The organism is Leucobacter sp. CX87 (assembly GCF_018682295.1).
Classification (GTDB): Bacteria; Actinomycetota; Actinomycetes; order Actinomycetales; family Microbacteriaceae; genus Cx-87.
Window position 1 is genome coordinate 157,401 of the sequence record NZ_JAFIRI010000002.1, and the last position, 26,588, is coordinate 183,988.

The window sequence follows — 26,588 nt, forward strand, 5'->3', positions numbered from 1 at the left end:
GTGGCGCAGCTACGAAACCCGCGAGAGTTCGAGCTGTGCCCGCGCGCGCGCCCAGCGCTCCGCCTCGGCGAGCGAATCGAGGTTCAGCTCTGCCGGGGCGTCGTGCGCGTCGACGACCCGACGAATCGTGTCTACGATGCCGAGGAACGGGATGCGCCCCGCGTGGAATGCCTCGACCGCCTCCTCGTTGGCCGCGTTGTAGACCGCGGGGAAGGTGCCCCGCGAGCGCCCGACCTCCTTGGCCAGCGCCACAGCCGGGAACGCCTCGTGATCGAGCGGTTCGAAGGTCCAGGCTGTCGCCTTCGACCAGTCGAGCGGGGCACCGACCCCGGGCACGCGCGTCGGCCAGTCCAGCCCCAGCGAGATCGGGAGCCGCATGTCGGGCGGCGACGCCTGCGCGAGCGTCGATCCGTCGATGAACTCGACCATCGAGTGCACGATGGACTGCGGGTGCACCACCACCTCGATGTCGCTGTAGGGCACCCCGAACAGGAGGTGCGCCTCGATCACTTCGAGCCCCTTGTTGACGAGCGTGGCCGAGTTTGTCGTGACCATGCGGCCCATGTCCCAAGTGGGGTGCGCGAGGGCCTGGGCCGGCGTCACCCGGGCAAGTGCCGCGCGGTCCATCCCGCGAAACGGACCCCCCGAGGCGGTAACGACGAGCCGGCGCACCTCGCCCGCGCGTCCCCCGCGCAGCGCCTGCGCGATTGCGGAGTGTTCCGAGTCGACCGGCACGATCTGGCCGGGTTTCGCCATCGCCGTCACGAGGTCGCCGCCCACGATGAGCGACTCTTTGTTCGCGAGCGCGAGCGTGCGGCCCGCCTGCAGAGCCGCGATCGTGGGGCCGAGCCCGATGGACCCGGTGATGCCGTTGAGCACGACATCCGCGTCGACGTCGCGCGCCAGCTGGGCGGCCTCGTCCGCACCGAAGCCCGTGTAGTCGACATTGAACTCGTCGGCCTGTTCCGCGACGCGTTCGCGGTTGCTGCCCGCCGCGAGCGCCACCACCTGGAACCGGTCGGGGTGGCGGCGGATCACGTCAAGCGCCTGCTCGCCGATCGAACCGGTGGACCCCAAAATCGTGACGCGTTTCATGCCGCCATTCAAGCAGAGTGCGCCGATCGCCGCGCTCGCGCGCCGGGAAACGCCGGCGGCGGGCAGGATCCTGCCGGGCGTACGTGCCCACCGGATCCTGCCCGCCGCGACTGCGCCGAGAAGCTCGCGCTACTTGATGGCGAGGATGTCGAGAACGAAGACCATGACGTCGTCCTTCTGGAAACCCTTGCCCTCGAGGCCGGCCGCGCCGTAGCCGCCGTCTTCTGCGGGCACGACGGAGATGATCTGCGAGCCGACCTTCTGTCCCTCGAGCGCCTTCTGGAAGCCGCCGATGACGCCGGTCGTCGCGAAGTCCACGGGGGCCCCGCGGTCCCAGCTCGAGTCGAAGGTCTCGCCCGTGCGCCAGATCACGCCGGTGTAGTGCACGGTGACGTTGTCGCCGGGCTTGACGACTGGGCCGTCACCCTCGATGAGTGTGGCGATCTCCAGCTTCGTGGGGGCCGCCGCGTCCTTCGAGATCGTAATGGTCGGGGCGCCGTCCTCGGCGAGCTTGACCGTGGGGAAACCCTTCGGGGCGGGCTGCTCGGTGCCCTCGGCGCGATCAAGCGCGGGCTCGGCTGCCGGAAGGATGCTCTTCACATCGAACACCAACACGAGGGAGTCTTCCGAGGTGAGGTCTTCGAAGCCCGACGACTCAGCGCCGTCCGGGCCGAAGATGTCGGTCGCGGGGGCGACGGAGACGACGCGGTCACCGACCGAGGAGCACTTGAGCGAGTCGACGACCCAGGCGGCGGAGATCTCGGGATTGTTCTCGAGCGTCGCTTCCTCGCTCGAGAGCTGCTTCCCGTTCTTGCCGTTGAACACGGTGAAGGTGACTTCGGCGCGATCGCCGTCCTTGAGCTGATCGCCGTCGCCCTCGGTGAGGACGCTCCGCTCGAGCGCTTCAGCCTGCACTGGCGTCTTCGACGTGAGCTCAAGGTCCTCGCCAGCCTTGCCCGTGATCGTGACGCTCTTGCTCGCGCTCCCCTCGGGAGTGCAGTCCTGCGGCGCGGCGTCTGCCGAGCAGCCGACGAGGCCGAGGGTCGCGGCAAGCGCGACGGCGGGAAGAACAGCGAGGGAGCGCTTCACGAATAGTCCTTTGCAACAGTGACAGAGTTGCGGGCCCGCCTGCAACGACGAACCCGAGTAGGTCGATTCTGTCGGAGATTTCTCGCCATCGCCTGTGTACCGGGCGGGAAAACGCCCGAGTAGGCTCGCTGGGTGCACGATTCTCTGTCAGCGCCCGCCCGCCCAGGCCCCATCTTCTTCATCGGTCGGGCCATCCTGCGCCCGCTCCTGTGGCTGCGCTACCGGCCGGCCGTGCGCGGCGCCTCGCACCTTCCGCGCGTAGGCGCCGTGCTGCTGGCAAGCAATCATCTCTCGGCGGTCGACACCATCCTCATCCCGTCCTTTGCCCCACGCCAAGTGCAGTTCCTCGCGAAGGCGTCGCTCTTTCGCGGCCGCCTCCGCGGCTGGTTCTTCCGCGCAGTTGGAGCGATCCCGGTCCACCGCGAGGCGGGCAGCGCCGCACAGGCCGCGCTGGACGCCGGCCGCGAGGTCCTCGCCGCCGGCAGCGTCTTTGCGGTGTTCCCCGAGGGAAGCCGATCGCCGGACGGCCGACTCTACCGGGGCCGCTCGGGCGCGGCTTGGATGGCGCTCGAGACCGGGGCGACCGTCGTCCCGGTGGGGCTCGTCGGAACCAACCGCGCGCTGCGGGACCCCGCCACCGGGCGGTCGCCCCGCGTCTCGATGACGTTTGGGGAACCGGTCGATCTGGCCGACCTCGCAGGCCTTCCCGCCGGTCAGGCGAGGCGCGAGGCAACCGAGCGCATCATGCAGGCAATCGCGGCGCTCACCGGGCAGGATCGCGCTGACGAGTACTCGGCTGGCGGCCGCGGCGCGTAGCGCGCTGCGCCGCGCGCACGCTGCCTAGCGCGTCGGCAGCGTGTGCATCGCGTTCGCCGCGTCCGCGTGCTTCGCGCCGGGCGTAGCGGCCGCGCGCTCACCTGCAGGGCGCGCCGCCAACGCGGCGGTGTAGAGCTCCCGCGCGTGCAGGCCCGTCTGCGCCGCGACCTCGCGAGCGGCGTCCTTCATGCGCGTACCTCCCGCGACGAGACGCAGCACGTCCGCGAGCGCGTCGGCCGGAGAGGCCTCCCGCTCGGGCGCGCCGCCCACCACGATCGCAATCTCACCGCGCACGCCCTCGGCCGCCCACTCGGCGAGCTCGCCCAGGCCGCCGCGTTTGACCTCTTCGTGCAGCTTCGTGAGTTCCCGGCAAACGGCGGCGGGACGATCCTGTCCGAAGCCCTCGGCCAGCGCGGCGAGCGCCTCGGCAAGGCGGGTCGGCGCCTCGAAGAAGACCAGCGTGCGGCGTTCATCGGCGAGGGCGGCCACGGCGCGGACCCGCTCCCCTGCCTTGCGTGGCAGAAATCCCTCGAACGCGAACCGGTCGGTCGGGAGTCCCGAGACCGCGAGGGCGGTAATGACGGCGCTCGGGCCGGGGATCGCGCTGACCTGTACTCCGCGCTCGGCGGCGAGCTGCACGACGCGGAAACCCGGATCGGACACCGTCGGCATGCCGGCGTCACTGACGAGCACCACGTCTTCCGTCTCGGCCCGCTCAACAAGTCGCTCGGCGCGTTCGCGCTCGTTGTGCTCGTGCAGCGCGATGAGCTCGGGGCGGTGCTCGATGCCGAGCAGCCGCAGCAACTGGGCGGTCCGCCGGGTGTCTTCGGCGGCGATGACCGCCGCGCTACCCAGGACCTCGCGCAGCCGCGCTGATGCGTCCCCGAGGTTTCCGATCGGAGTTGCCGCAAGGAGAATCATGGTTTCAGCTTACGCCGCCCGCATCCTGGCAGGATGGGGGTATGCCCGATACGCACGAGCCCAGCGACCACGTCACTCCGCCCGCGGTCACGCCGCCCGCCCCGGCCTATGCGCCGCCGCACCCGTACGCGGCTCCCGCGGCTCAATCCGGAAGCGGCCTCGGGATCGCCGCGATGGCGCTCGGCCTCGTATCACTGCTCACCGTCGGCGTCGGCTTCTTCGCCGTCACCCCCCTGGGGCTCTTCGCCGCCCTCTTTGGCATCGTCGCCATCGTGCTCGGCATCGTGGCGCTCGTGCGTCGCCAGCGCGCCAAGGCCCCCGCGATCGCGGGCATCGCTTCCGGCGCCATCGGCGTGATCGCCTCGATCGTGCTCGCGGCGTACGTCCTGATGGTCGCGCTCAGCCCCGGATGGACCGGCGGCTTCGACAGCGCCCCGACCGAGACGCACAGTCACGAGTCGGATCCAGAATCGGGCGAATCGGGCGGCCCGCAGTCCTTCACCCCGCTGGACTTCACCGGCGAGTGGCCCGAGAACTATGCCGACGGCGGCATTACCTTCGGCGAGGACTTCGCCCCCGTGCCGTCGAAGGCGCTCACTCCGGGCGACGTCCCCCTCTTGCCCCGTGCCGAGCGCGGCGAGGGACCCGCGGACATCCTCTTGTTCGTCGACTACCGCTGCCCGATCTGCATGAGCTTCGAACAGGCCAACGCCCCGACGCTTGAGTCGGTTATCGAGAGCGGCGCGGCCACCCTGCAGGTGCGCACCCTGACGTTCCTCGATCGCGCTTCCTCCGGCAGCGCGTACTCCTCCCGCGCCGCCGGCGCCCTCGCCTGCATCGCGACCGAGCAGCCGGCCTCGTCCTGGCTCGCCCACACCACGCTGTTGAGCGCCAACGTGCAGCCGCCAGAGAACACCCCAGGCCTTGACGACAAGGAGATCATCGCGGCGATCGAGCAGGAAGCGGGCGCGCTGAGCCCCGCCGCACGCTCGTGCATCACCGACCAGACGTTTGTGCCGTTCGCCCAGGCGTTCACGAACTGGAGCTTCGAAAACCCCGTCCCGAACGCGGTCAACTCGGCACTCATGGTCGAGGGAACCCCGCTCGCGGTCGTCAACGGCGTCCCCTACCAGGGCCCCGTGAACGATCCGGCCGAGTTCCGCGCCTTCCTCGAGGCACAGGGAGTCACGGTCCCGTAACCGCGTCTCCCAGCTCGGGGATTTCCGCGCTGCTAGGCTTGGTCGGCTATGCACTCAACAGACTCGACCGACGCCCACGCCCCACGCCCCGAGAAGGACGATACGGTGATGGCGCACACCGGCTTCGGGTATTTCCCGCTCGCACTGGTGGCGCGCCTGCCCTTCGCGATGATGATCGTCGGAGTGCTCACCCTGGTCGTCGCCGCCCGCGGATCGATCGAGCTGGGCGGTCTGAACTCGGCAATGGTCGGGCTGGGAGCTGCGTGCTTTGGTCCGCTCATCGGGGCAGCCGCGGACCGGTTCGGACAACGTCCGACCCTACTCATCTCCGGCGCGGTCAACAGCGTCGCGCTCGCCTCCCTTGCCTGGGTCGCGTTTAGCCCCGCCGCCGACTGGGTCATGCTGCTGAACGCCTTCGTCATTGGCGCCTCAGCCCCGCAGATCTCGCCGATGTCGCGCTCGCGCCTCGTCATGATCATTTCGGACAAGCTGCCGACCAGCCGTCACGCCAAGGTCCTGAACTCGACGATGGCGTACGAGTCGGCCGCTGACGAGATCATCTTCGTATTCGGCCCGGTCATCGTGGGCCTGCTCGCGACGTTCTTCGGACCGCAGGCGTCCGTGTTTGGCGCAGCCTTGCTCACCCTCATTTTCGTGACCGCCTTCGCGTTGCACCGCACGAGCGCGCTCGCCCAGTCACACGCCGAGCGCGCCGAGACGCTTGCGCCTGCGGCCGAGCTGCGCCGTCCCGCGCTGCTCGTCGTCGTCCTCGGCATCTTCGGCGTCGGCCTCTTCTTCGGCGCGATGTTGACGTCGCTCACGTCGTTCATGCAGGAGCTCGGCGCCCCAGAACGAGCCGGCCTCGTCTACGGGATGATGGGCATCGGCTCGGCCTTGCTCGCCCTCGGCGTCGCGCTCTTCCCGCCGGCATTCACGCGTCGCGCACGCTGGCTCGTCTTCGGCCTGACGCTCCTGGTGGGCACCCTGATCCTGCAGTTCACCGACACGCTGACCGGGATGATCCTGTCGCTGCTCGTCATGGGCCTCGGAATCGGCCCAACGCTGGTGACCCAGTACAGCTTCGGCGCAGACCGCAGCCCGATCGGCCGTTCGGCCACCGTCATGACGATCCTTGGCTCGGCGATCGTCGTCGGCCAGTCCATCTCATCGGCGGTCACTGGCTACCTCGCGGAGGCCTTCGGGTCGGAGAGCGCGCTCCTGATGCCGCTCGTGTCCGCCGCGATCGTGGTCGTCGCCGGCGTCGCCAACTGGTTCCTCACCCCGAGCGGCCGCGAGGCCTCTACCCGCACCGGTTCCATCACTCTGCCGCTGTAGGGCTGATCCTGCCGGGCTCGCCGTCCGTCCCGCGCCGGTGCACCGCAAAGCCGGCGCTTGGCCGGGGCAGGTGCCAGCCAAACCAGTAGGACGCGAGGCGCAGGGCGACCGCAAGCGCGCCGCCGACGAGCGATGCGACAAGGGCTCCCCCGCCCGCCGCGAAGATCAGCACGGCGACGCCCGAGCCGGCCAGCGCCGAGACCGCGTACAGCTCGCGCGTGAGCACCGCGGGCACGTCGTTCACGAGGACGTCTCGAATCACGCCGCCGCCGATCGCGGTGAGCGCTCCCAGCAGGATCGCGGTGAGCGGCGGCTGCCCCAGCGCGGCGGCGATGACCGCGCCGTTGGCCGAGAACAACCCGAGGCCGAATGCGTCAAAGATGACCTCGAACGACCGGATTCGGCTGATGCTCGGGTGAAAGACGAAGACGGCGAGCGAGCCGGCGACGGCCACCGCGAGATTCGGCCAGGACACGAACGCGATGGGCGGGTGCACTCCGAGCAGCAAGTCCCGCAGGATCCCACCGCCGAGGCCCGTCGCGGCGCCCACCACCACGACGCCAAGGAGGTCGAGGTCGCGTCGCACCCCGACGAGGGCGCCCGAAATCGCGAACGCTAAAATTCCTGCGAGCGACAGTGCTTCATGGATGATCTCTCCCACGCGTTGATCCTATCCGCGCGGGCGTTCGTGGCCCACGGCGCACCACGGCGGATCCTGCCCGTCGGCCCAGAAAGCGCGCGCCCTCAGCGAACTCGCCACCGCCGCCCCGGCCGAAATGGGAGGATGGGGACATGACTTCTCACCCCGATCTGAGCACCGCCGCGCTCACCGCGAGCGACGTGACGGCGCTTCGGGCGCTCTTTCCCATCCTGGACCGCCCGGCCCAGCCCGGCGCGCCCAGCGACGCCTACCTGGACTGGGCTGCGACCGGACAGCGCCCCGCACGTGTCGTGGAGGCGGAACGGGACTTCCTGTTCACGCAGAACGCCGCCGTGCACCGCGGAGCATCGATGATGACCGGGCACGCCACCGAGGCATTCGAGGGCGCTCGCGAACGCGTCGCCCGCTTCGTGGGGCGCTCCCCCGACGAGATCGTGTGGGCGGAGAACGCGACCGACGCGCTGAACCTGGTCGCCGGCGGGATCGCCGAGGCGAGCGCGGCCTTCGCCGGAGCGTCGGCGGCAGAGGGCCCGTCCGCGGCAGCCTCGCTCGGGGTCCCGGGATCGGACCGGCTCGCGATCGGCGCGGGCGACGAGATCCTGGTCACCGAGGCGGAACACCACGCGAATCTCATCCCCTGGCAGCGCCTGGCGGCACGCACGGGAGCGACGCTTCGCTTCATCCCGGTTCGCGAGGACGGCACATGGACACTCGACGACGCCCGCGCAGCGTTGAACGCACGCACCCGTGTGTTCGCGTTCGGGCACGTCTCGAACGTGACCGGGTATGTCGCCCCCGTCGCCGAACTCGTTGCGCTCGCGCAGGCGCACGGCACCATCACGGTGCTCGACGCCTGCCAGTCAGTGCCGCACCTCCCCGTCGACCTGGGCGCGCTCGGCGTTGATTTTGCCGCGTTCTCGGGCCACAAGATGCTCGGCCCGTACGGACTCGGTGTGCTCGCCGGCCGCGCCGAGATGCTCGCCGCGCTGCCCCCCGCGCGCACCGGCGGCTCGACCATCACGACGGTCACGATGGAGCGCGCGGAGTTCCTCCCGCCGCCCATGCGGTTCGAGGCCGGCACGCAGCCGGTCTCGCAGGTGATCGGCCTCGGCGCCGCTGTCGACCTGCTCGATGAGGTCGGCATGCATCGCATCGCCGCCCACGAGCACGCGCTGGTCACCCGGCTCGTCGAGGGGCTCAGCGAGCTGCCAGGCGTGCGCCTGCTCGGCCCGAGCGACCCCGCCAAGCGCGTTGCGCTCACCGCGATCGATATCGAGGGAGTGCACGCACACGATGCCGGGCAGTTCCTCGACGAGCAGGGCATCAGCGTGCGCGTCGGCCACCACTGTGCTCAGCCGCTGCACCGGGCGCTCGGTGTGACCGCGAGCGTGCGCGCGAGCGTCCACCTCACCACCACGGCCGACGAGGTCGACCGGTTCCTCGCCGCGGTGCGCGGGGCTCAGGAATACTTCGGCGTGCTCCCCGCGGGCGCCGCCCACACTGCGGAGGTTGCCCGATGAGCGCGCTCGATGGCCTGTACCAGCAGCTGATCCTCGACCACTCCCGGCGGCCGATCGGGAAGCGCGAGCTGACCGAGACGCCCGGTGCACTCACCGCGAGTCACCACGAGCTGAACCCGAGCTGCGGGGACGAGATCACGCTGTCGATCGCTGTCGACCCCGCCTCCGGCGAAGTCGTCGACCTCGCCTGGGAGGGCGCGGGGTGTTCAATCTCAATGGCCTCGGCATCGGTGCTCAGCCAGCTTGTGCGGGACACCCCCGCACTGACGGCGGCCGACGCGCACGCGCTCATCGCCGCATTCCGCGAGATGATCCAGTCGCGTGGGAACACCGAGTTTGAGCCCGACGAGGACCTGCTGGGCGACGCCGTCGCGTTCCAGGGCGTCTCGAAGTTCGTCATGCGCATCAAGTGCGCCATGCTCGCGTGGGTCGCGCTCGAGGCCGACCTCAAGAAGGTCGGCTAGGGCCGGAATGAGCGGCAACAGTCCGGCCGAGCCTCATGGCTCGACCGGACTGTTGCGTTTCTAGACCGTGGCGAGCTGCGCACGACGGGCGTGCAGCTCGTCGAACGTCGGGAAGGCCTCGGCGATCGGGTTGCCCGTGAAGTGGCCGATCCAGCCGTCGTCGTCATGGAAGAAGCGGATCGAAACGAACTCGGGGCTCGTGCCCATGTCGAACCAGTGCGTCGTGTTCGCCGGCACCGACACCAGGTCTCCGGTCTCGCAGTACAGCGCGTAGACCTTCCCGCCCACGTGCAGGTAGAAGACGCCGGCGCCCTTCGCGAAGTAGCGGTCCTCATCGTCGTCGTGCTGGTGCTCGGAGAGGAACTTCTCGCGCGAGACGGTCTTCACCTCGTCGTAGTTCTCCTGCTCGGGAGTCAGCCCGACGATGTCGACGAGCGTGTAGCCCTCGCTCTGCTTGACCGCCTCGATCTCGTCGGCGTACAGGCTCAGCGCCTCGTCGAGGGTGGCGGTATCGTCGAGATCCTTGATCTCCCAGCGCGAGAAGCGCGCACCCAGCTCAGCGAGCGCCTCACGAATCTCGGCCTCGTCGGTGCTCTCAAGCACGGGCGTTGCGGCATCGGTTTCATTCCAGACCGTGAGCAGTGTCATGGTGGCTCCTCTTCCTGTGGCATTCTCTGTCGTTGTTGGGCGCGCATCTCGCGCGGTGTCGAAGGGGCGAGCTAGCGACTCGCGATGGCGTAGCGCAACAGCCACTCGGCGATCTCGAGGTGGCGCCGGGCCGAGGGGATGTCCTTGCCCCACGCGTACATGCCGTGGCCGGCGATGATGAGCACAGGCACCTCCGGCGTCTGGGTCGTCGCGCGCTGATACACCTCGTCGAAGCGCGCAGCCTCCACGCGCATGTCCTGGTGATTCGGGATCACCGGGATGCTCACCGTCGCGTCGTGCGCCGGGTGGCCGATGCCCTTGAGCATCTCGAGATCGCGAAACTCGACGCCGTCGGGCCAGCGGTCCCCCGCGATGACCGGGTCAATCGCGTGCACGTGGAAGATCGCCTGGGCGCCGGTCCGTGCGGCGATGTGGGCGTGCAAACCCGCCTCCGCCGACGGGGGGCGCGGGTCGTTCACATCGACCGCCTGCCCGTCGGCGTCGATGAGCACGACGTCGCGCTCGGTGAGCTCCGACTTGTCGAGCCCGGACGCCGTCACGGCGAGCAGCAGCGGCTCGCGGTCGAGCACGATCGAGAGGTTGCCCGAGGTGCCACGCATCCAGCCATAGCCCGAGAACCGGGCCGCCTCAGCGGCGAGGATGCGGCCACCCTCACGGACCTTCGCATCGGAAATACGCTCAGCGAGCAGCGTGGTCATGCGGTCACCTCAATCTGGTCGAAACGGGAAACGGCGGGCGCCGGGAACTCCGCGCCAGCCCAGGGCTCACCCACCCGATCAAGCGCGACGGACTGCCAGCCGGCGCTCAGCGCGGCGGCCACTTCGTCGGGGTGATCGGTGAGGAAGACGATTCTGGCGGGCTCGGCGCCCAGCGCCTCCGCGATCCTGAGATATGACGCTGGCTCTTTCTTCGGGCCGGCGTTCACGGTGTCAAACCAGGCCTCGACCAAGCCGGAGAGATCGCCTTGCGGCGCGTGGCGGAACCAGGGCTGCTGAGAGGCAACCGAACCAGAGGAGTACACGGCGACTCGAGTGCCCTGCTCGTGCCACTGCCGAAGCTTCGGCGGCACGTCGTCGAAGAAGTGCGAGGTGATTGCCGAGGCGGCAAAGCCCTCTGCCCAGATGATCCCCTGGATTGTCTTCAGGGGGGTGGACTTCACGTCCGCCTCCATGAGCCCGCGCAAGGCGTCGGCGATCTCGGAGTCTGTCGCGTTCGCGCTGAGCCCGGCGTCAACGATCGCTTGCGCCCGGGCAGCGCGCACGATGTCGTCGTCTCGCCCGAGCACTGCTTCGAGGCGGGGCCGCGCGTAGTCGTAGAGGTCGCCGAGGATGAATCCGGCCGCGCTCGTGGTCCCCTCAAGGTCGACGACGACAACGTCTGCGTGCACGGTGATCGGGCCAGTCATGCGTCCTCCGGGTCGGGGTGTCGAACCTCGTCAAAGTAGCACCGCGAGTACGTCGGTGACGCGAGCATTACGCTCTGTTGCACGCCTTCCCCTGGACGCCCTGCCCGCAAGGCAGCGCACCCTACGATGGGATCGTGAATCTCAGATGGCAGTCCGTCGCGTCCGCTACCGGTTTGGCATCCGCCGACGGCACCACGCGCCCCACGATCTTTGCGGAGATGACCGCGCTCGCCACGCGGCACCGAGCCGCAAATCTCGGACAGGGATTCCCCGACGCCGACGGGCCCGAGTGGATCCGCGACATCGCGGCGCAAGCGATCATGGACGGCGCGAACCAGTATCCGCCCGGACGGGGCGTTCCCGAGCTGCGTCGCGCCATCGCCGGCCACCAGCAACGCCACTACGGCATCGAGCTGGATCCGGAAACCGAAGTGCTCGTCACCGCTGGGGCGACCGAGGCGCTCGCGGCGGCAATCCTTGCGCTTGCCGGCCCGGGCGACGAGGTCGTCACGCTCGAGCCCTTCTACGACTCGCACGCCGCCGCGATCGCGATGGCAGGGGCGACGCACGTCACCGTCCCGCTCGTGCCTGATTCGACCGGGTTTCGGCTCGATGCCGCGGCGCTGGAGGCGGCGATCAGCGAGCGCACGCGCCTGATCTTGGTGAACACCCCGCACAACCCGACCGGCACGGTGCTCACCCGCGCCGAGCTCGAACTCATCGCCGCTGCCGCAGCGCGCGCCGACGCGATCGTAATGACCGACGAGGTCTACGAGCACCTCACGTTCGACGGGCTCAGCCACGTTCCGCTCGCGACGCTGCCCGGCATGGCGGAGCGCACGCTCACGATCTCGTCCGCGGGGAAGACGTTCTCCCTCACCGGCTGGAAGATCGGCTGGGTCTCGGGGCCCGCGCACCTCATCGAGGCCGTCCTCGCGATCAAGCAGTTCCTGACCTACTCGGGCGGGGCACCCTTCCAGCCCGCGATCGCCCGCGCGCTCAGCGATGGCGACGACGACGTGCGCGAGCTGCGGGACGCGCTCGCTCACCGCCGCGACGTTTTGTTGGAGGGACTTCGGGCGGCGGGCTTCGACGTCGTGGTGCCGGGCGGCACCTATTTCGTGTGCGCCGACGCGACCCCGTTCTTCACCGCCGAGATCACCGACGGCGCCGCGTTTGCGCGCGCGCTGCCCGAACTCGTGGGCGTCGCGTGCGTGCCGGTGTCGGCGTTCTGCGCGGAGGGGTCGGCGACCGCCGCTGCCCTCGCGTCCTGGGTGCGCTTCACCTTCGTCAAGGAGGAGTCGACGCTCAGGGACGCGATCGAGCGGCTGCAGGGGCTCCGGTAGGAGGTGCCGGGCGGTGCCTGAGGCGCCCCTTCAGAAAATGCACCCTTCCGACAGGGTGTATCGCCCCAACACCCTGTCGGAAGGGTGCATTTTGCCCTAGGACCCACCACGCTCGGCGATGATCCTGCGAAGTCGCGTGGTGAATTCGCCGAAATCAGGAAGATCTCGAGCCGTCGCGCGCACGACGCGCCAGCCCGCATCGGTCATGAGCTCCCATCGCTCCACGTCGCGCCTGGCTCGACCCAGGTCGGTGAAGTGCACCCCTCCCTCATATTCGCCGGCGATCTTCCACTGCGGAAACCCGATGTCAGAGTGGAGTTCAATTGGGCCGTTTCGCCCAGCCACCATCACCGGGCACGAAACGACCGGCGCTGGGAGGCCCGCTCGGTGCATGGCGAAGCGCATCAGCGACTCAGGCCGGGAATCCACGGGTGACCGCAGCAACTCAATCGCCTCGCGTCGCGCTGGAGCACCGGGAGTCCCCCGGAAACGCTGCTCGCTCTCCCGCAAGTCCGCAATCGTTGCGAGAGGTACCCGCGGTCGTCGCACCGTTCCCGACAAGAGAAAATCCCCTACGGCCACCAGCTCACCGAGCGAGATTACGGGGGCGAGCACACACCACACATCCGCTGGCATGGGCACCGGCAGACCATACCGCTGTCCCGTCCGCAGGATCCCACTCGAAATCTCGTGCCCGCGGACGTTCCGTCTGCGCGGTGCATGACGCGGTCGAACCGCCCCCACTTCGATCGCGCCGTTTGGAGCGTCTGGCACCGGGATCCCCCACAGCGCCGCCGCCGAGCGCCGCGTGAAGAACCAGCCGGGGCGCATCAGCGGCCCAAATGCCAGGCAGCGGTCCACCATCGAGTCCGGGTCATACGCGGTCGAGGGAAGCAACACCGACCCACGGAAGGCGCGCTCTATGCCAGAGGCGGCAAGCCTCGACCGCGTCACCCCCATCGCGCGCAATTGATCCGGGCGCAACGCAAGCCCCGGGCCGCCGTGCGGCATCCACGACTGACGCGACATGCGCCGATCCTGAGCCAAAAAGCGTGGCTCGGGGTCCGCAGCCCGAGAACTGTGCACAACTCCCCAGCGAGCCCCGCCTGTGAACGGGGCATCGTTCCTAACTCGTCACGAGCAATATCGCGAGCGCGACCACGAGCAGCGCCTGCAGCCCCGCGAGCGAGGCGAGAAACAGGGTCCGTCGATGATCGGTCGCGAGGAACATCCGAAAGATCCACACCATCCCGTAGAGCAGGATCGACACCGCGATCGCCCCGGCCGCGAGCGCCTCGTTGAAGGGAATCAGGGTGAAGCCGAGCGCCAAAGAAACGATCCACAGAATGGTTGATGCGACGACCCAGCGCCGCGTCTGGGCCACGTGCATCGTGTGCTGCAGGTGCGGCAGCCGACCGGGATCACTCTCGCCGAAGTACGGATTCTCGGTGCCCGCCTCCGCTCGTCGTTCGGCGTCGGCGTCGAGGTGGTTCATGGGGTCAAGTACCGGCCGCCCCGGGATATGGACATCCTCCAGCCGCGCTCCGCCCGCATCGTGCGGCATGGTCCCGAGACGGGGCTTGCGTTCGATGGTGTTCATGATGACTCGCCTCCTCGTACGAGGGATCGCGTCGTCGCACCAGGCGTCGGGGAGGGGGAATCAGCCCACGAGGGGTCGTCCCGAGCGCCGTCAGTTGACGGCGCGGTCCGTACTTTGAGCGTACGCTCGCCCCCTCCCGAGAGCAATGGACGAGGGCTGTGAACGCAGCCATACTCCCAGCAGGATCCTGCCGATCGCGGGCGGCCTACAGGTCCCCGATGGGCTCCTTCGGGAGCTTGCGCACCCGCGCCCGGCGGCGCCGGCGCTCAGGAATCATGGTGCGCATTTCCTCGAGCTTGCCGAAGCACAGCAGACGGTCCTCCGCCTCGAGGCGTTCGTGCTTGCGAGGGTTCGGGATGACCTGGGTGCCGCGGTGCAGGGTGAGGACGGTGATGTCCCGTTCCCATAGCCCGGACTCGCCGAGGGTCTTCCCGACGAGGTCCGCGCTCGCGTGCACGAGCAGCTCGGCGACGCCGTAGCCCGTCGAGATGCTCAGTCGCTGGCGCACATCGATTTCGGGGAAGGCGACCTGGTTCGCGATGAAGTCAATGATCGCCCCAGCGACGTCGAGCTTGGTCGCGGTCTCGATGCCCTGCAGTCCCGGCGAGGAGTTGACCTCCATGACGAGCGGCCCGTCGTCGCCCTCGAGCATGTCGACGCCCGCGACGCGCAGCCCCATGATCTGGGCGGAACGCACGGCGGCGGCCTCGTAGGCCGGGTCGAGCTCGACCGGTTCGACGGTCCCGCCCCGGTGCACGTTCGAGCGGAATTCGTCGCCGCTCGCGATGCGGCGCATGGCCGCCACGACGCGGTCGCCGACGACCAACGCCCGGATGTCGCGGCCGCGGCTCTCGGCGATGAAGCGCTGAATGAGGACGTTCTGCTGGGTCGAGTGCAGCGTCTCGATGATCGCCTCGGCGACCTTCACCTGCGGGGCGAGAATCACCCCGATGCCCTGCGTTCCCTCGAGCAGCTTGATGACCACGGGCGCGCCGCCGACACTCTCGATCGCGGGGCGCACGTCGGCGCGATTGCGCACAAAAGTCGTCGCGGGCATGCCGATGTTGTGGCGCGACAGAATCTGATTGGCCCGGAGCTTGTCGCGGGCGTTCGCGATGCCGTTCGAGGTATTGGGCGTGTACACGTCCATCTGTTCGAACTGGCGCACGACGGCGGTGCCGAAGTACGTGATCGAGGCGCCGATACGCGGCAGGATCGCGTCGTAGTCGCTGAGCTGTTTCCCGCGATATTGCAAGTCGGGCTGGTCAGCGGAGAGGTCGATACCGAACCGCAGAGTATTCAGCACCTTTACGTTGTGCCCTCGCTGGAGGGCAGCAGAACGGAGCCGCTGAGTGGAGTACGCGTGCGGGGCGCGCGAGAGAATCGCGAGTTTCACGTGATGATCCTGCCAAGATAGAAGCGTGAACGAACACACACATTCAAGCACTATCACGGGGTGGCGCGAGTGGGTAAGCCTGCCAAATGTCGGAGTGCCCTGGCTCAAAGCCAAGATCGACACGGGCGCGCGGTCCTCCGCGCTGCACGCATTCGACGTCGCGGAGTTTGCGCGTGACGGCGCGTCGTGGGTTCGCTTCGGCATTCACCCCTGGCAGCAGTCGGAATTGGATGCGGTGACGGTCGAGCTTCCGATCCATGACCGCCGCACGATTCGCAGCTCGAATGGGCAGTCTGAGCAGCGACTCGTGGTGCTGCTCGACATCGAGCTGTCGGGGCGGACGGTCACCGCCGAGGTCACGCTGACGAACCGCGACGTCATGGACTTTCGTATGTTGATCGGGCGCGAGGCGCTCGCGCAGGGCTTCGTTGTGAACCCCGCGGCCTCCTATCTCGGCGGCAAGCCCAAGAAGGCGACGCGACGGCGCAATCGCGGCAAGCCGACGACTTCGGCGTAGCTTCCGCAGGATCCCACTGGCCGCGACACGTACCCAGCTGAGCGGAGCCTTGTTCACAGCTGGCTGACGGACGAGTCTCTCCACAGATCGCCTCGCAGGGCCCACAGCGCCCCTTCACCGGCGCACGCTGGAGCCATGACTCCTCCGCACACCCCGACACCGTCCCGCCCCGCCGTCATCAAGGCGGAATCCTCCGCCGATTTCCTGGCCTTGTTGCCGGCATTCACCGGCTACTCCGTTACGAACAGCCTCTTGGTGGTCCTCTTCCAAGGAAACCAGTCCTTCGGCTCCCTGCGGTTCGACCTTCCCGAGGACACCGGACCAGACCAGTGCGTCAGCCTGTCGCATGCGGTGGCTCAGGTCGTCGGCGGAATTGCCCAGGTCGATGGTGTGGCGTTCGCGATGCTGACCGACGCCCGCTCGACACCGGGACGCGGGGCCCCGTGGCAGGACCTCGCCCGCCTGCTGCAACGGGGCGCCGCGCGCGCCGGCCTCGTACTGCGCGATTCCTGTTGTATCGCGGCAGACGGTTGGGCGTCCTACCTCTCCCCCGAGCCCGGCGGAGCGATGCGCCCGCTGAGCGAGATCGAGCACAGCATGGCCGGGCTCGAGGCTTCCGTCATCATCGATGAGCCGGTGCCCGATATCGAGCAACTCGGGAGCCTGCCCGAGCGAAATGCGGCGCGTGCCGCCGACGTTCGGCACCGCATTGACGAGCTCACGGCCCGGCCCGCGCGGACGAAGCGGGGTGTCGTGTTTGCGGCTCCCCGGCTCGCTGCGCTGGTTGCCCGCCCGGGTGCCATCCCAACGGCAAACGACATCGCCCGGCTCGCCTGCACTGCGAGTGGGCAGTCGGGTTGGCTGCGACTCGTCTGCGCGGCGGTCGCCGCCGCTCTTCCGCCGTACTTCCCGAGCGGAGAGATGGGGGCCGAGGACGTCGGCCCCGTCAGCGAGATGACCTACATCGCGGACTGCCTCGACCGCGGCGGCGCGTTTGACGACCCGCAGGAGCTCACGCGGGCCTTCGGGCCCCTCGAACACGCGCTCATTCTCTTCGCGGCGGTACCGCCGGATCGGGACCTCTGCCGACGCGCGATTGCGCTCGTCTCCGAGGCCACCGCGCACGCGCCTCGCGACTTGCGACCCGGACTGCACTGCCTCGCCGCGTGGCTGTGGTGGTGGACGGGGCTCACCTCGGTGGCCGCGAAGCATATCGATGATGCGCTCCGCCTCGAGCCTGGACATCAACTCGGAGAGATGCTGCGCCACCTCATCGATAGCGGGCAGTTCCCGCTCTGGACGCTCGATTTCCCCATCGGAGCGCGACCGGAGCCCTAGGGCACCTCATACCCGGCAGCGCGGAAGAGCCCGTACCAGTCGCTCCGCGACAGCTCGAGCGTCGTCCCCCGCACAGCGGCACGAACACGCTCTGGCCGCGTCGACCCGAGCACCACCGCCGGACGCGACGGGTGTCGCGCAATCCAGGACACGGCGACTTCCAGCTCGCCGACGCCGTGTGCCGCTGCGACCCGTGAGATCTCCGTGTTCAGTGCCGCGTGCTCGGGAGCGCCCAAAAAGCTCCCGGCAGCGATCGGCGATTGCAGCGGACCCCAAGCCTGCACCGCGATTCCGGTCGCACGGCAATAGTCGAGCACCCCGTCGTCGCGCATGACCGACTGCTCCTCGCCGGCGATGTTCGCGGCGACGCCCTGTGCAATCGCAGGGGCATGCGCGAGCGAGAGCTGCACCTGGTTCACGACCAGGGGCTGGCGCACGCTTCCCCGCAACCGTTCGATCTGCCGCGCGGTATGGTTCGAGACGCCGAACGCGCGCACCTTCCCCGACGCCTCGAGCTCATCGAACGCGCGGGCAACCTCGTCCGGCTCGCACAGGGCATCGGGGCGGTGCAGGAGCAACGAGTCGATGGTGTCGATGCGCAACGCCCGCAGCGACCCTTCCACCTGACGAACGATATGCGCGTAGGACAGGTCGTAGGAAGACTCGCCGCGCACGATGCCGCACTTCGTCTGAATCTTGAGGGCGGCGCGTGCGCCCGCGTCTGGCTGCAGGGCCGCACCGAAGTGCGCCTCGCAGCCGTGCCAACCGCTGCCGTAAATATCTGCGTGATCGACCCACTGCACGCCGGCGTCCAGCGCGGCGGAGACGAGGGCGCGAAGCGCTGCCGCGTCCAGCTCCTCGGCGCGCATCATGCCCAGCATCAACGCCGGTTGGCGGGCGGCAGACTCGAGCTGGCCGTCGGTCATATCTCGCGGCATCGCGCACCCCTCTTTTTCCACAGCTCAATGCGCTGCGTGTCTCTGGGGCCCGAGCATACAGTTTTCCGCCCCACCGAATTCGATCGATGGAGCGGAAAATGTGTCGGCGCTAGTGACCGGAGATATCCTCGGCAGCGGTCTCGATCGCGGTCTCGTCCGCCGCAGGATTAGCCTCGGCGGCCTTACGCCGCTTCAGGTGCACCCGCACGAGTGGCCAGAACGCGACGAGCACGGCGGTGGCGATCAAGCTCGCCCACACCTGGGTGCGGCCCGACTCGGTGGTCAGCATGATGATGAGCACGCCGATAATCGCGACAACGAGGAAGATGTTGAGCCACGGGTGCAGCCACATCTTGAGGGTCAATTTCGATTGCTCCTCAGCGGTCATCTTCTGCCGCAGGCGCATCTGCGTGATCGCGATGAACGCATACACAAAGAGCGCGACGAGGCCAGCGGAGTTCATGATGAACTCGAACACGCCCGAGCCGGGGGCCGCGAAGTTGACGATGGCCGCCACCACGCCGCCAATGGTCGAGGCGAGCAGCGCGACGTAGGGCACGCCGGTGCGCGACTTCTTCGTGACGATCTTCGGCGCGTAGCCCCGGCCCGCCAGCGCGGCGAACATGCGCGAGGCGGAGTAGAGGCCCGAGTTCAGCACGGACAGCACCGCGCTGAAGATGATCAGCTGCATGACCAGGGCCGCGCCCGGCAGGCCGAACAGGGAGAAAACGTAGGTGAACGGCGCGGTGGCGACGTCGGTCGGCTCCGGGAGCTGGTTCCACGGCACGATCGTGACGATCAAGAGGACCGAGCCCACGAAGAAGAGCAGGATCCGCCAGATGACCGTGCTTGTGGCCTGCTTGATGCCCTTCGCCGGGTTCTCCGACTCGGCGGCTGCCATGACGGCGATCTCCGTGCCGAAGTACGAGAAGATCACGAGCGCCACACCGGTCACCGCAACGCCCAGACCGTTCGGCGCGAAGCCGCCGTGCTCCCAGAGGTTCGGAACCGAGAAGGACGCCTCGGGCCAGAGGCCGAGCGCGAAGAGGAGGCCAGCACCCAAGAAGACCACGATGGCGATCACCTTGATGCTTGCCAACCAGAACTCGACCTCACCAAAGGTGCGCACCGAGATAAGGTTCGTGCCGACGAAGATGCCGAGCAGGATAAGCGACCAGGCCCACGACGGGACGGCGGGGAACCAGGCGAACATGGTCTCGCCGCCGAGTACCGCCTCGTAGGCGAGCACGCCGACCCAGAAGTACCAGTAGAGCCAGCCCACGAGATAGGCGGCCCAGTCGCCGAGCCCGACCCGCGCGTACTCCATGAACGAGCCGATCGACGGGCGGGCCGCAGCCATCTCCCCGAGCATACGCATCGCCAGGAAGACGAGCAGTCCGCCGATCAGGTACGAGATCACGGCGGCGGGGCCGACGGCGCGGATCACGTTTCCGGATCCGACGAAGAGGCTCGCGCCGATGATGCCGCCGAGCGTGATCATGGTGACGTGGCGCGAGCGCAGCTTCTTCGGCTGCTTCAGGCTCAGGCCCGCAGAAGTCTCCGGTGAGACCGGGCGGTCATACGGGGAATCGATCGATGTGGACATTCGGGGATACGCCTCGCTCAAGGTGGGTAACTTCCCCGAGAAATACCGCGAATTTCGAGCATTTCGATGGGAAAAGCTCGTCATTGGGATTTTCACGTGCCCGCTCGCGGGGTGTATTACCGCGGCGGAAGACTGAGCAATCGTAGGCATAGGTCACCCAAAACGCCAACTGTGAGAGTTTTCTATGCGTTCTCGCAGGATCCGCCCAGCCGAAGGACACCGAGCGTGTCAGTCCCGATGCAGGTCATTCCGTGGCACGAGCGGCACCGCGATGAGCGGCGCGATCGCTACCGCGGCAAAGGCCAGTGGGTACCCGACGAGCGCAATGAGGGCGCCGATCCCGGGGCCAACCGCGGACGCCACGATGAACTGGCCCGTGTTCTGGATCCCCAGCGCTCGGCCCACCCATGCGCTTCCCGCCGCCTCGGCGACCGACGTGTAGGCGAGGCCGTTGTCTGCGACGGTGACCGTCGAGGCGATCACCAGAATCGCGGCGCCCACGAGCGTCCAGTCCAGCGCCCCAGTGACTGCGACGGCGATCATCGCGAGAATTGCCCCCATCGCCACCCAGCGCAGCACGCGAACCCGGCTTCCCAAGCGATCGCTGAGCGAGCCGATCGCGATGCGGCCGAGCGCGCCAATGAACTGTGAGGCCCCGATGATGAGCCCGGCGGCGGTCGCGGACCACCCCAGCGTGGCGATCATGTACACCATGCCAAACGTCGCCAGGGTGAATTGCGGGAGGACGAGCAGCATGGACACCGTGTGGATCCGCGCCAGGAACCCACCGCTGAGGTACGGGTTCACATCGGCACGGGTGGCTCCCGCTGGCTGCAGAGCACGGGGCGGGTTTTCGATCCACAGCGCGCAGCCGAGGGCCAGCACCGCGAGCACCGCGCCGGTGACGAGCAGCGGGGCGTGGATGCCAAACCGATCTGCCAGCGGGGGAACGATGAGCGCGGCCGCCGCCACACCGAGCGGCTGTGACATCTGCCGGATGCCCATGGCAAAGCCGCGACGCTCCTTGGGGAACCAGCCCACCACAACACGCCCGCTCGCGGCATTCGTGCTCGCCGAGGCGGCGCCCGCGAGCGCGAGCACGACCCCGAGCCACACGAGGTTTCCGGTCGCGGCCGCCGCGAAGGAGAACACGGCAGTGAGCACCAGCCCGCCGGAGATGACCCACCGCTCCCCGAACCGGTCGGCGACATAGCCCCACATGACCAGGGTCAACACCATCCCGATCGTCGGCGCCGCGGCCAACGCACCCGCCTGAGCGAGCGGCATGTTGCGCTCGAGGTGCAGCATCGGGATCAGGTACACCGGCGTGCTCACCAGCATGGTTCCGGCCGCCTGGGCCGCGACCCCCAGCGCCAACATTCGCCACGCCTTGGTCGGGGTAAGCGTGGGGCTTGCGGTCTGGGCGGACATGAGCAATGGCCTCGATTCGGGAGCACAACTGGTGTAGATTTGCGGAATACCAAAATGGTATACCAATTCCCTCGGCGCGACGACGCGGGAATGGGCAGCGACCGAGTCAACGGAGCCAACCGCAATGAACACCACGAGCGAGCAGAGCGCCACTGACACCCTGCGCACCCTGATCCTGTCGCTCGAACTCATGCCCGGCATGGGTCTCTCCGAGCGTGGGCTCGAGGAGGCGCTGGGCGCTTCTCGCACACCCATTCGCGCGGCGCTCGCTCGCCTCGAGGTCGAGGGCCTGACTCGCCGGTCCGGCCGGTCCTGGCAGGTTGCCCCCATCGATTTGACGGAGATTCGTGCGGCGATGGAGTTCCGCGAGGCGCTCGAAATCGGGGCCGTCGCGCTCGCCACCGAGCGCGCGGACGCCGCGGAGGTCGTGAGTATTCAGCAGCGACTCGAGGCGGGATCCGCGGACGAAGACGAAGCGGCCGGCCTGCAGGGCGGCACCGACTTTCACCTTTCCCTCGCCGCGCTCTCCGGGAACCCTTTCTTCGTCGACGCCATGCGCGATGTGTTTGTTCGCCTGGCCCGCACCCGCTGGCTTGAGGTGCGCACCCAGGAGTCCCGGGCACAGGCGCGCCGCGAGCACCAGGCGATTGCGACGGCGATCCAGTCCGGCGACACCGAGCGTGCGACCGAGCTCGTTATTCTGCACACGCGCGGTACCCGAGATCGCCTACTCGCAACCCTTGAGGGTGAGCGACTTCGGTTGCGCGGTCGCGGTCTCGCGATCGTCGAGTCCCCTTCCTAGCGCGACCAGCGGCGCAGAATCGCCCATTAGGTCAGCTTGCCTGACAATGCGGGTGCGGTACGCAAATACGGAATTTGCAACGAAATCAGTTGTGTTATCCTCTGTTTAGTGACGTTATCCGCAGAACGAGTGAGTCGCCCAATCGGGTGCCCCTGCGGAGCCACTTGTTTCCTGGAGTGATACCCGTGAACGGCCAAGGCCAGACCGCGCCCATCTCTATCGTCGTTTCCGACCGCGAACGCACACCTCTGCGCCCGGCGGTCCGTCGCGCCGTATACGTCGGAGGGTATGAACTCTTCGGCGCCCTCTTCACCATCTTCGTGCTCGGCAGCCTCCTCGGGCACGGCGGCGGCGAATCCACCATTACCGCAATCCTGGTGTCGCTCACCGCAACCGCCTGGAACTACGCCTGGAACTCGATCTTCGAGTGGGCCGAGCGGCGATTCAGCATCAAGGGCCGCGGCCCGCTCATGCGCGTCGTGCAGGCCATCGGCTACGAGGGCGGCCTCCTCATCTTCACCGTCCCACTCGTCGCGTTCCTGCTGCGGGTCGGCCTGCTCGAGGCGCTCATGATTGAGAGTGGGCTGCTCGTCTTCTTCCTCGTCTACACCTACGTCTACTCCTGGGTGTTCGACAAGGTCTTCGGCCTGCCGGAGTCGGCGAAGTAGGTCAGATTCAACACGTAGGCAGCGGGGCAACGATCCCCGAAGGCCCGGGGTCAGCCGCAATTGCGTCTGACCCCGGGCTGTTTTTGTGGACATCCTCGCGCCCGAGCCCGCTGCAGCCATAGAATCCGAACAGCGTGGGCCGCCGCCGCATCCCGGCCCCGTTCCCCAACGACACTGGCGTCACGAGGAGAACCATGACTGCTGCATCCTTTCCCCCGCACCTCGCTGGCCTACGCTTCTCGGCCGCCTCAGCCGCCTTCCAGATCGAAGGCGCCCGCACCGCTGATGGGCGCGGTCGCTCGATCTGGGACGACTATGTCGAACGGCCCGGCGCGATCGCCGACGGGTCAATCGCCGACCCGGGGCCCGACAGCTACCGCCGCAGCGCCCAGGACGTCGCGCACGCCGCGGGCCTCGGGCTCGATCGATACCGGTTCTCCGTCTCGTGGACCCGTGTGCAGCCGGACGGTACCGGCGCCCCCAACACGGCGGGACTCGACTACTACTCGCGGCTTGTCGACGACCTCCTCGCCGCCGGCGTCACCCCCTTCCCGACGCTCTATCACTGGGACCTCCCGGTCGCGCTCGAGGCGAATGGCGGCTGGCTGACACGTGACACCGCCCAGCGCTTTGCCGACTACGCGCAGATCGTCGCGGACCGACTCGGCGACCGAGTACGCCACTGGTACACCATCAACGAGCCGGCGATGACGACCCTCGAGGGGTACGCCATCGGTACCCTCGCGCCCGGCAGGCAGCTCCTCTTCGGCGCGCTCCCGACCGCGCACCACCAGCTGCTGGCGCACGGACTCGCGATGCCGATCCTGCGCGCGGCGGGGGCCGAGGCCGTCGGCCTCACGAACAACCACACCCAGGTGCGTCCCCTCACCGACTCCCCCGCCGACCAGCAGGCGGCCGCGATCTACGACCTGGTCCATAACCACCTCTTCAGCATGCCGCTGCTCGCCGCCACCTACCCCGACATCGAGGCGCTGGGCCTGCCGCCCATGCCCGTCCAGCCGGGAGATCTCGACCTCATCTCCGCCCAGACCGACTTCTACGGCGTCAACTTCTACAACCCAACGACGGTCTCAGCCGCCCCCGAGGGCAGCCCCATCCCCTTCAAACGGGTGCCGACCCCCGGCGCGCCCGTCACCGGGTTTGGCGAAGAGTGGCCCATCGTGCCGGAGGCGCTGACCGAGCTGCTGATCGACATGAAGCGGCAGTACGGCGAGGCGCTGCCGCCGATCATCATCAGCGAGAACGGCGCCGCGTTCCCCGACGACCTCTTGGATGGCGAGGTCGACGACCCCGACCGCATCGCCTACCTCGACGGCCACATCCGCGCCGTGGGCGACGCAATCGCGGCAGGCGTCCCGGTCGAGGAATACACGGCCTGGTCACTGACCGACAACTTCGAATGGTCGGAGGGATTCGGGCAGCGCTTCGGGCTCGTCTACGTCGATTACGACACGGGAGAACGCACCCCGAAGTCTTCGTACCACTGGTACCGCGCGCTGATCTCCGAGGCCCGCGCATGAGCGCGCCTGCCACGAGTGCGGCGGGATCCGGACCCGCCAATACGACAGGCAAGGTGGGCGGCCGCTGGTTTACGCTGTTCACTCTCGCCTGGCTCGTCATCTGGACCGCGCAGCTCACGCCGCTGCAGCTACTCCTTCCCCTGCAGCTCGATGGCCTCGTCGGCGGCACCGACTGGGTGGCGGGCGTGGTCGCCTCCGGCATCGTGCTCGGCGTCGGTGGGTTCGTGGGCGTGATCGCCGGCCCCATCGCCGGGGCGCTCTCCGACCGCGGGGCGCGCAGGATCGGCCGCCGTCGCCCCTGGGCGCTGCTCGGGACCGCGATCACGGCCGTCTGCCTGCTGCTACTCGGGCTCGCGCAAGGCGTCTGGCAGGTGGCGCTCGCGTGGATCGGAGTCTCCGTGGGCATCGCCGTCATGTCGGCCGCGTTCACCGCCCTGATCGCGGATCAGCTGCCCGTCCGCCAGCGCGGCGCGGCATCGTCCGTGGTCGGCTCGGCGCAGGCCGTCGGCATCGTGCTCGGCGTGGGCACGGTCGTGCTGCTCGGCCTCGGGGTACTGGACGGGTACGTCATCCTGGCGGTGGCGGTCGCGATCGTCGGCACGCTCACCGCACTCCTGCTGCCGGATCCGCCCGCGGCGCCGGGACCGAGCGCCACCGGCGCGGATCCTGCGCAGCACGGCGCCGGCGGAATCGCCCTGAGCCCGGCACGCCTGCGCGACGGACTCGCCTCCCTCAAAGATCGCGACTTCCGCTGGATGCTCGGCGGCCGGCTCGTGGTGAACATCGGCAACTCGCTCGGGACCGCGCTGTTCCTGTTCTTCCTGCTCTACGGCCTGCACCAGCCGCACGCCATCGCCGAGGAGAACCTCCTGCTCCTCATCCTCGTCTACACGCTCTTCGTCGTGATCGCCTCGATCGCGACGGGGGTCATCTCGGACCGTACCGGGCGACGTCGGGGGCTCACGGTCGCTGCGGCCCTCGTGCAGGCGACGTGTGGCATCGCGGTCGTGATCCTGCCGACGTTTGAAGTGACCATGATCGCGGCGGCCCTGATGGGGCTCGGGTACGGCGCGTTCTCGAGCGTCGGGCTCGCGTTCGCGACAGACCTGCTGCCCAATCCCGCCGATCACGCGCGCGACCTTGGTATCGTGAACACCACCGCGCAGCTGGGGCAGCTCATCGGCCCGGTGCTGGGTGCCGGCCTCGTCGCTCTCGTCGGCGGATTCTGGCTGGTGTTCGCGCTGAGCGCGGTGCTCTCGGTCGTCGGCGCACTCATGAGTAGCATGGCCCGCGAGCCGGCACCTCAAAGCGCTCCAGAAATGCAGGCGTAGGCTGCGCCGGGAGCCCTGATCGCCAGGGCTCATCCAGTCCCACGGAGGCATTTCATGGCACGTACGGTGGTCATTACCGGATCAGCTTCAGGCATCGGAGCGGCGACGGCAGAGCTCGTTCGCGCACGCGGAGACCGCGTGATCGGCATCGACCTGCGGGGCGCCGACGTTGAGGCAGACCTGTCGACCTCGGCCGGCCGCATCGACGCCGCGGCGAAGGCCAGCGAGCTTGCGGGCGGCACCATCGACGCAGTGATTGCATGTGCGGGCATCTCGGCACCCATCGCCGCCACCATCAAGGTGAACTACTTCGGCGTCACCGAGCTACTCGAGGCGCTGCAGCCTGCCCTCGCAGCTTCGAGCGCTCCCCGTGTCGCCGTCGTCTCGTCGATGGCCTCGCTGCAGGCAAACTCCGCGGAACTCGTCGACGCCGCGCTCTTGGGCGACGAGGCGCGAGCGACCGAGATCGCCGAGGCGCTCGCCGTTCAAGGTCCCGCCGTCGGATACCTGATCTACCCCTCGTCGAAGCGAGCGATCGCGCGCTGGGTGCGCCGCGAGTCGATCACGCCGCGCTGGGCCGGCGCCCATGTCGCGCTGAATGCGGTCGCCCCCGGCACCGTGGTCACCCCGATGACGCAGGATCTGCTGTCGACGCCCGAAGGGCGCGCGATGGTCGATGCGCACGTTCCGATGCCGCTGAACTCGCACCAGCCGCCCGAGTCGATCGCGAACCTGCTGATCTGGCTCACGAGCGCCGAGAACACGCACACCACCGGGCAGGTCATCTACAACGATGGCGGCGCCGATGCGTCACTGCGCGGCGACGACATCTGGGCCGGCAACGATTCGCAGTAGGCCCCGGCGCCAAGACGGCGGCCGCCCGGCAGGATCCCCTGACCG

Annotated in this window: 26 protein-coding genes; 13 read left to right on the forward strand and 13 right to left on the reverse strand. The window is 68.5% G+C overall.

Annotated features, from left to right (window positions below; genetic code table 11):
- Nucleotides 1–9: 9 nt before the first annotated feature.
- The gene (dxr, locus tag KOE53_RS03715; RefSeq protein WP_188057418.1) at nt 10–1,095 is read right to left on the reverse strand and encodes a 1-deoxy-D-xylulose-5-phosphate reductoisomerase; all 1,086 of its coding nucleotides are present in this window, start codon (nt 1,093–1,095) and stop codon (nt 10–12) included.
- A gap of 129 nt (nt 1,096–1,224) precedes the next feature.
- Entirely contained in the window at nt 1,225–2,184 is a 960-nt protein-coding gene (locus tag KOE53_RS13775) for an FKBP-type peptidyl-prolyl cis-trans isomerase (RefSeq protein WP_188057419.1), read from the reverse strand.
- A gap of 132 nt (nt 2,185–2,316) precedes the next feature.
- Here KOE53_RS13775 and KOE53_RS03725 point away from each other — a divergent pair, with 132 nt between their 5' ends.
- Nucleotides 2,317–3,000, forward strand: coding sequence for a lysophospholipid acyltransferase family protein (locus tag KOE53_RS03725; RefSeq protein WP_188057420.1), 684 nt, complete (start codon nt 2,317–2,319; stop codon nt 2,998–3,000).
- A gap of 24 nt (nt 3,001–3,024) precedes the next feature.
- On the opposite strand, the gene rsmI is transcribed toward KOE53_RS03725, so the two are convergent.
- A complete protein-coding gene (gene rsmI, locus KOE53_RS03730; protein WP_188044228.1) occupies nt 3,025–3,921 on the reverse strand; it encodes a 16S rRNA (cytidine(1402)-2'-O)-methyltransferase in 897 nt (298 codons plus the stop codon).
- A gap of 41 nt (nt 3,922–3,962) precedes the next feature.
- Here rsmI and KOE53_RS03735 point away from each other — a divergent pair, with 41 nt between their 5' ends.
- Both KOE53_RS03735 and KOE53_RS03740 read left to right on the forward strand, forming a co-directional pair.
- The gene (locus tag KOE53_RS03735; protein ID WP_188057421.1) at nt 3,963–5,120 is read left to right on the forward strand and encodes a thioredoxin domain-containing protein; all 1,158 of its coding nucleotides are present in this window, start codon (nt 3,963–3,965) and stop codon (nt 5,118–5,120) included.
- 48 nt (nt 5,121–5,168) lie between these two features.
- Nucleotides 5,169–6,455 carry an MFS transporter gene (locus KOE53_RS03740; protein WP_188057422.1) on the forward strand — a complete coding sequence of 429 codons (1,287 nt, stop codon included), beginning with the start codon at nt 5,169–5,171 and terminating at the stop codon, nt 6,453–6,455.
- On the opposite strand, the gene KOE53_RS03745 is transcribed toward KOE53_RS03740, so the two are convergent.
- Nucleotides 6,439–7,116 carry a trimeric intracellular cation channel family protein gene (locus KOE53_RS03745; RefSeq protein WP_206348543.1) on the reverse strand — a complete coding sequence of 226 codons (678 nt, stop codon included), beginning with the start codon at nt 7,114–7,116 and terminating at the stop codon, nt 6,439–6,441. The two genes, KOE53_RS03740 and KOE53_RS03745, sit on opposite strands and share 17 nt — an antisense overlap.
- Nucleotides 7,117–7,247: 131 nt before the next feature.
- Here KOE53_RS03745 and KOE53_RS03750 point away from each other — a divergent pair, with 131 nt between their 5' ends.
- Entirely contained in the window at nt 7,248–8,636 is a 1,389-nt protein-coding gene (locus KOE53_RS03750; RefSeq protein ID WP_188057423.1) for an aminotransferase class V-fold PLP-dependent enzyme, read from the forward strand.
- Entirely contained in the window at nt 8,633–9,100 is a 468-nt protein-coding gene (sufU, locus tag KOE53_RS03755; RefSeq protein ID WP_188057424.1) for a Fe-S cluster assembly sulfur transfer protein SufU, read from the forward strand. Before KOE53_RS03750 ends, sufU begins: the two co-directional genes overlap by 4 nt.
- 60 nt (nt 9,101–9,160) lie before the next feature.
- On the opposite strand, the gene KOE53_RS03760 is transcribed toward sufU, so the two are convergent.
- From KOE53_RS03760 to mtnC, 3 genes are all read right to left on the reverse strand, one after another.
- Nucleotides 9,161–9,748, reverse strand: coding sequence for a 1,2-dihydroxy-3-keto-5-methylthiopentene dioxygenase (locus KOE53_RS03760; protein ID WP_188044233.1), 588 nt, complete (start codon nt 9,746–9,748; stop codon nt 9,161–9,163).
- Between the two features lie 71 nt (nt 9,749–9,819).
- Nucleotides 9,820–10,467 carry a methylthioribulose 1-phosphate dehydratase gene (mtnB, locus tag KOE53_RS03765; RefSeq protein WP_188057425.1) on the reverse strand — a complete coding sequence of 216 codons (648 nt, stop codon included), beginning with the start codon at nt 10,465–10,467 and terminating at the stop codon, nt 9,820–9,822.
- Nucleotides 10,464–11,174 (reverse strand): acireductone synthase, encoded by a 711-nt coding sequence (mtnC, locus tag KOE53_RS03770; protein WP_188057426.1) that lies wholly within the window; start codon nt 11,172–11,174, stop codon nt 10,464–10,466. Before mtnC ends, mtnB begins: the two co-directional genes overlap by 4 nt.
- 134 nt (nt 11,175–11,308) lie before the next feature.
- On the opposite strand from mtnC, the gene KOE53_RS03775 reads away from it, so the two are divergent.
- The gene (locus KOE53_RS03775; protein ID WP_353055575.1) at nt 11,309–12,520 is read left to right on the forward strand and encodes a pyridoxal phosphate-dependent aminotransferase; all 1,212 of its coding nucleotides are present in this window, start codon (nt 11,309–11,311) and stop codon (nt 12,518–12,520) included.
- Nucleotides 12,521–12,616: 96 nt separating this feature from the next.
- On the opposite strand, the gene KOE53_RS03780 is transcribed toward KOE53_RS03775, so the two are convergent.
- From KOE53_RS03780 to KOE53_RS03790, 3 genes are all read right to left on the reverse strand, one after another.
- Nucleotides 12,617–13,549 carry a putative endonuclease domain-containing protein gene (locus KOE53_RS03780; RefSeq protein WP_188057427.1) on the reverse strand — a complete coding sequence of 311 codons (933 nt, stop codon included), beginning with the start codon at nt 13,547–13,549 and terminating at the stop codon, nt 12,617–12,619.
- Between the two features lie 97 nt (nt 13,550–13,646).
- Nucleotides 13,647–14,120, reverse strand: a complete 474-nt coding sequence (locus KOE53_RS03785) for a hypothetical protein (protein ID WP_188057428.1) — start codon at nt 14,118–14,120, stop codon at nt 13,647–13,649.
- A 205-nt stretch (nt 14,121–14,325) separates the two neighbouring features.
- A complete protein-coding gene (locus KOE53_RS03790; protein ID WP_188044238.1) occupies nt 14,326–15,516 on the reverse strand; it encodes a RimK family alpha-L-glutamate ligase in 1,191 nt (396 codons plus the stop codon).
- A gap of 25 nt (nt 15,517–15,541) precedes the next feature.
- On the opposite strand from KOE53_RS03790, the gene KOE53_RS03795 reads away from it, so the two are divergent.
- Both KOE53_RS03795 and KOE53_RS03800 read left to right on the forward strand, forming a co-directional pair.
- Nucleotides 15,542–16,033, forward strand: a complete 492-nt coding sequence (locus KOE53_RS03795; protein ID WP_188044239.1) for an ATP-dependent zinc protease family protein — start codon at nt 15,542–15,544, stop codon at nt 16,031–16,033.
- 135 nt (nt 16,034–16,168) lie between these two features.
- Nucleotides 16,169–17,371, forward strand: coding sequence for a DUF4192 family protein (locus KOE53_RS03800; RefSeq protein ID WP_188057429.1), 1,203 nt, complete (start codon nt 16,169–16,171; stop codon nt 17,369–17,371).
- Here the strand turns inward: KOE53_RS03800 and KOE53_RS03805 are convergent.
- The 3 genes from KOE53_RS03805 to KOE53_RS03815 all read right to left on the reverse strand — a co-directional run bounded on the left by KOE53_RS03805 (nt 17,368) and on the right by KOE53_RS03815 (nt 21,346).
- Complete coding sequence (locus KOE53_RS03805; RefSeq protein WP_251364116.1) at nt 17,368–18,309, reverse strand: aldo/keto reductase; 942 nt, start codon at nt 18,307–18,309, stop codon at nt 17,368–17,370. The two genes, KOE53_RS03800 and KOE53_RS03805, sit on opposite strands and share 4 nt — an antisense overlap.
- Before the next feature lie 109 nt (nt 18,310–18,418).
- Nucleotides 18,419–19,915 (reverse strand): amino acid permease, encoded by a 1,497-nt coding sequence (locus KOE53_RS03810; protein ID WP_188057430.1) that lies wholly within the window; start codon nt 19,913–19,915, stop codon nt 18,419–18,421.
- 228 nt (nt 19,916–20,143) lie between these two features.
- Nucleotides 20,144–21,346 (reverse strand): MFS transporter, encoded by a 1,203-nt coding sequence (locus KOE53_RS03815; RefSeq protein WP_188057431.1) that lies wholly within the window; start codon nt 21,344–21,346, stop codon nt 20,144–20,146.
- A gap of 124 nt (nt 21,347–21,470) precedes the next feature.
- Here KOE53_RS03815 and KOE53_RS03820 point away from each other — a divergent pair, with 124 nt between their 5' ends.
- The 5 genes from KOE53_RS03820 to KOE53_RS03840 all read left to right on the forward strand — a co-directional run bounded on the left by KOE53_RS03820 (nt 21,471) and on the right by KOE53_RS03840 (nt 26,543).
- A complete protein-coding gene (locus KOE53_RS03820) occupies nt 21,471–22,148 on the forward strand; it encodes a GntR family transcriptional regulator (RefSeq protein WP_188057432.1) in 678 nt (225 codons plus the stop codon).
- A gap of 185 nt (nt 22,149–22,333) precedes the next feature.
- Nucleotides 22,334–22,816: a PACE efflux transporter gene (locus KOE53_RS03825; RefSeq protein ID WP_353055576.1), complete on the forward strand. Its 483-nt coding sequence runs from the start codon at nt 22,334–22,336 to the stop codon at nt 22,814–22,816.
- Between the two features lie 194 nt (nt 22,817–23,010).
- On the forward strand, nt 23,011–24,357 hold the full coding sequence (locus KOE53_RS03830) for a GH1 family beta-glucosidase (protein ID WP_188057433.1): 1,347 nt from the start codon (nt 23,011–23,013) through the stop codon (nt 24,355–24,357).
- Nucleotides 24,354–25,688, forward strand: a complete 1,335-nt coding sequence (locus tag KOE53_RS03835; protein ID WP_188057434.1) for an MFS transporter — start codon at nt 24,354–24,356, stop codon at nt 25,686–25,688. Before KOE53_RS03830 ends, KOE53_RS03835 begins: the two co-directional genes overlap by 4 nt.
- Nucleotides 25,689–25,742: 54 nt before the next feature.
- Entirely contained in the window at nt 25,743–26,543 is an 801-nt protein-coding gene (locus KOE53_RS03840; protein WP_188057435.1) for an SDR family oxidoreductase, read from the forward strand.
- Nucleotides 26,544–26,588: the final 45 nt, after the last annotated feature.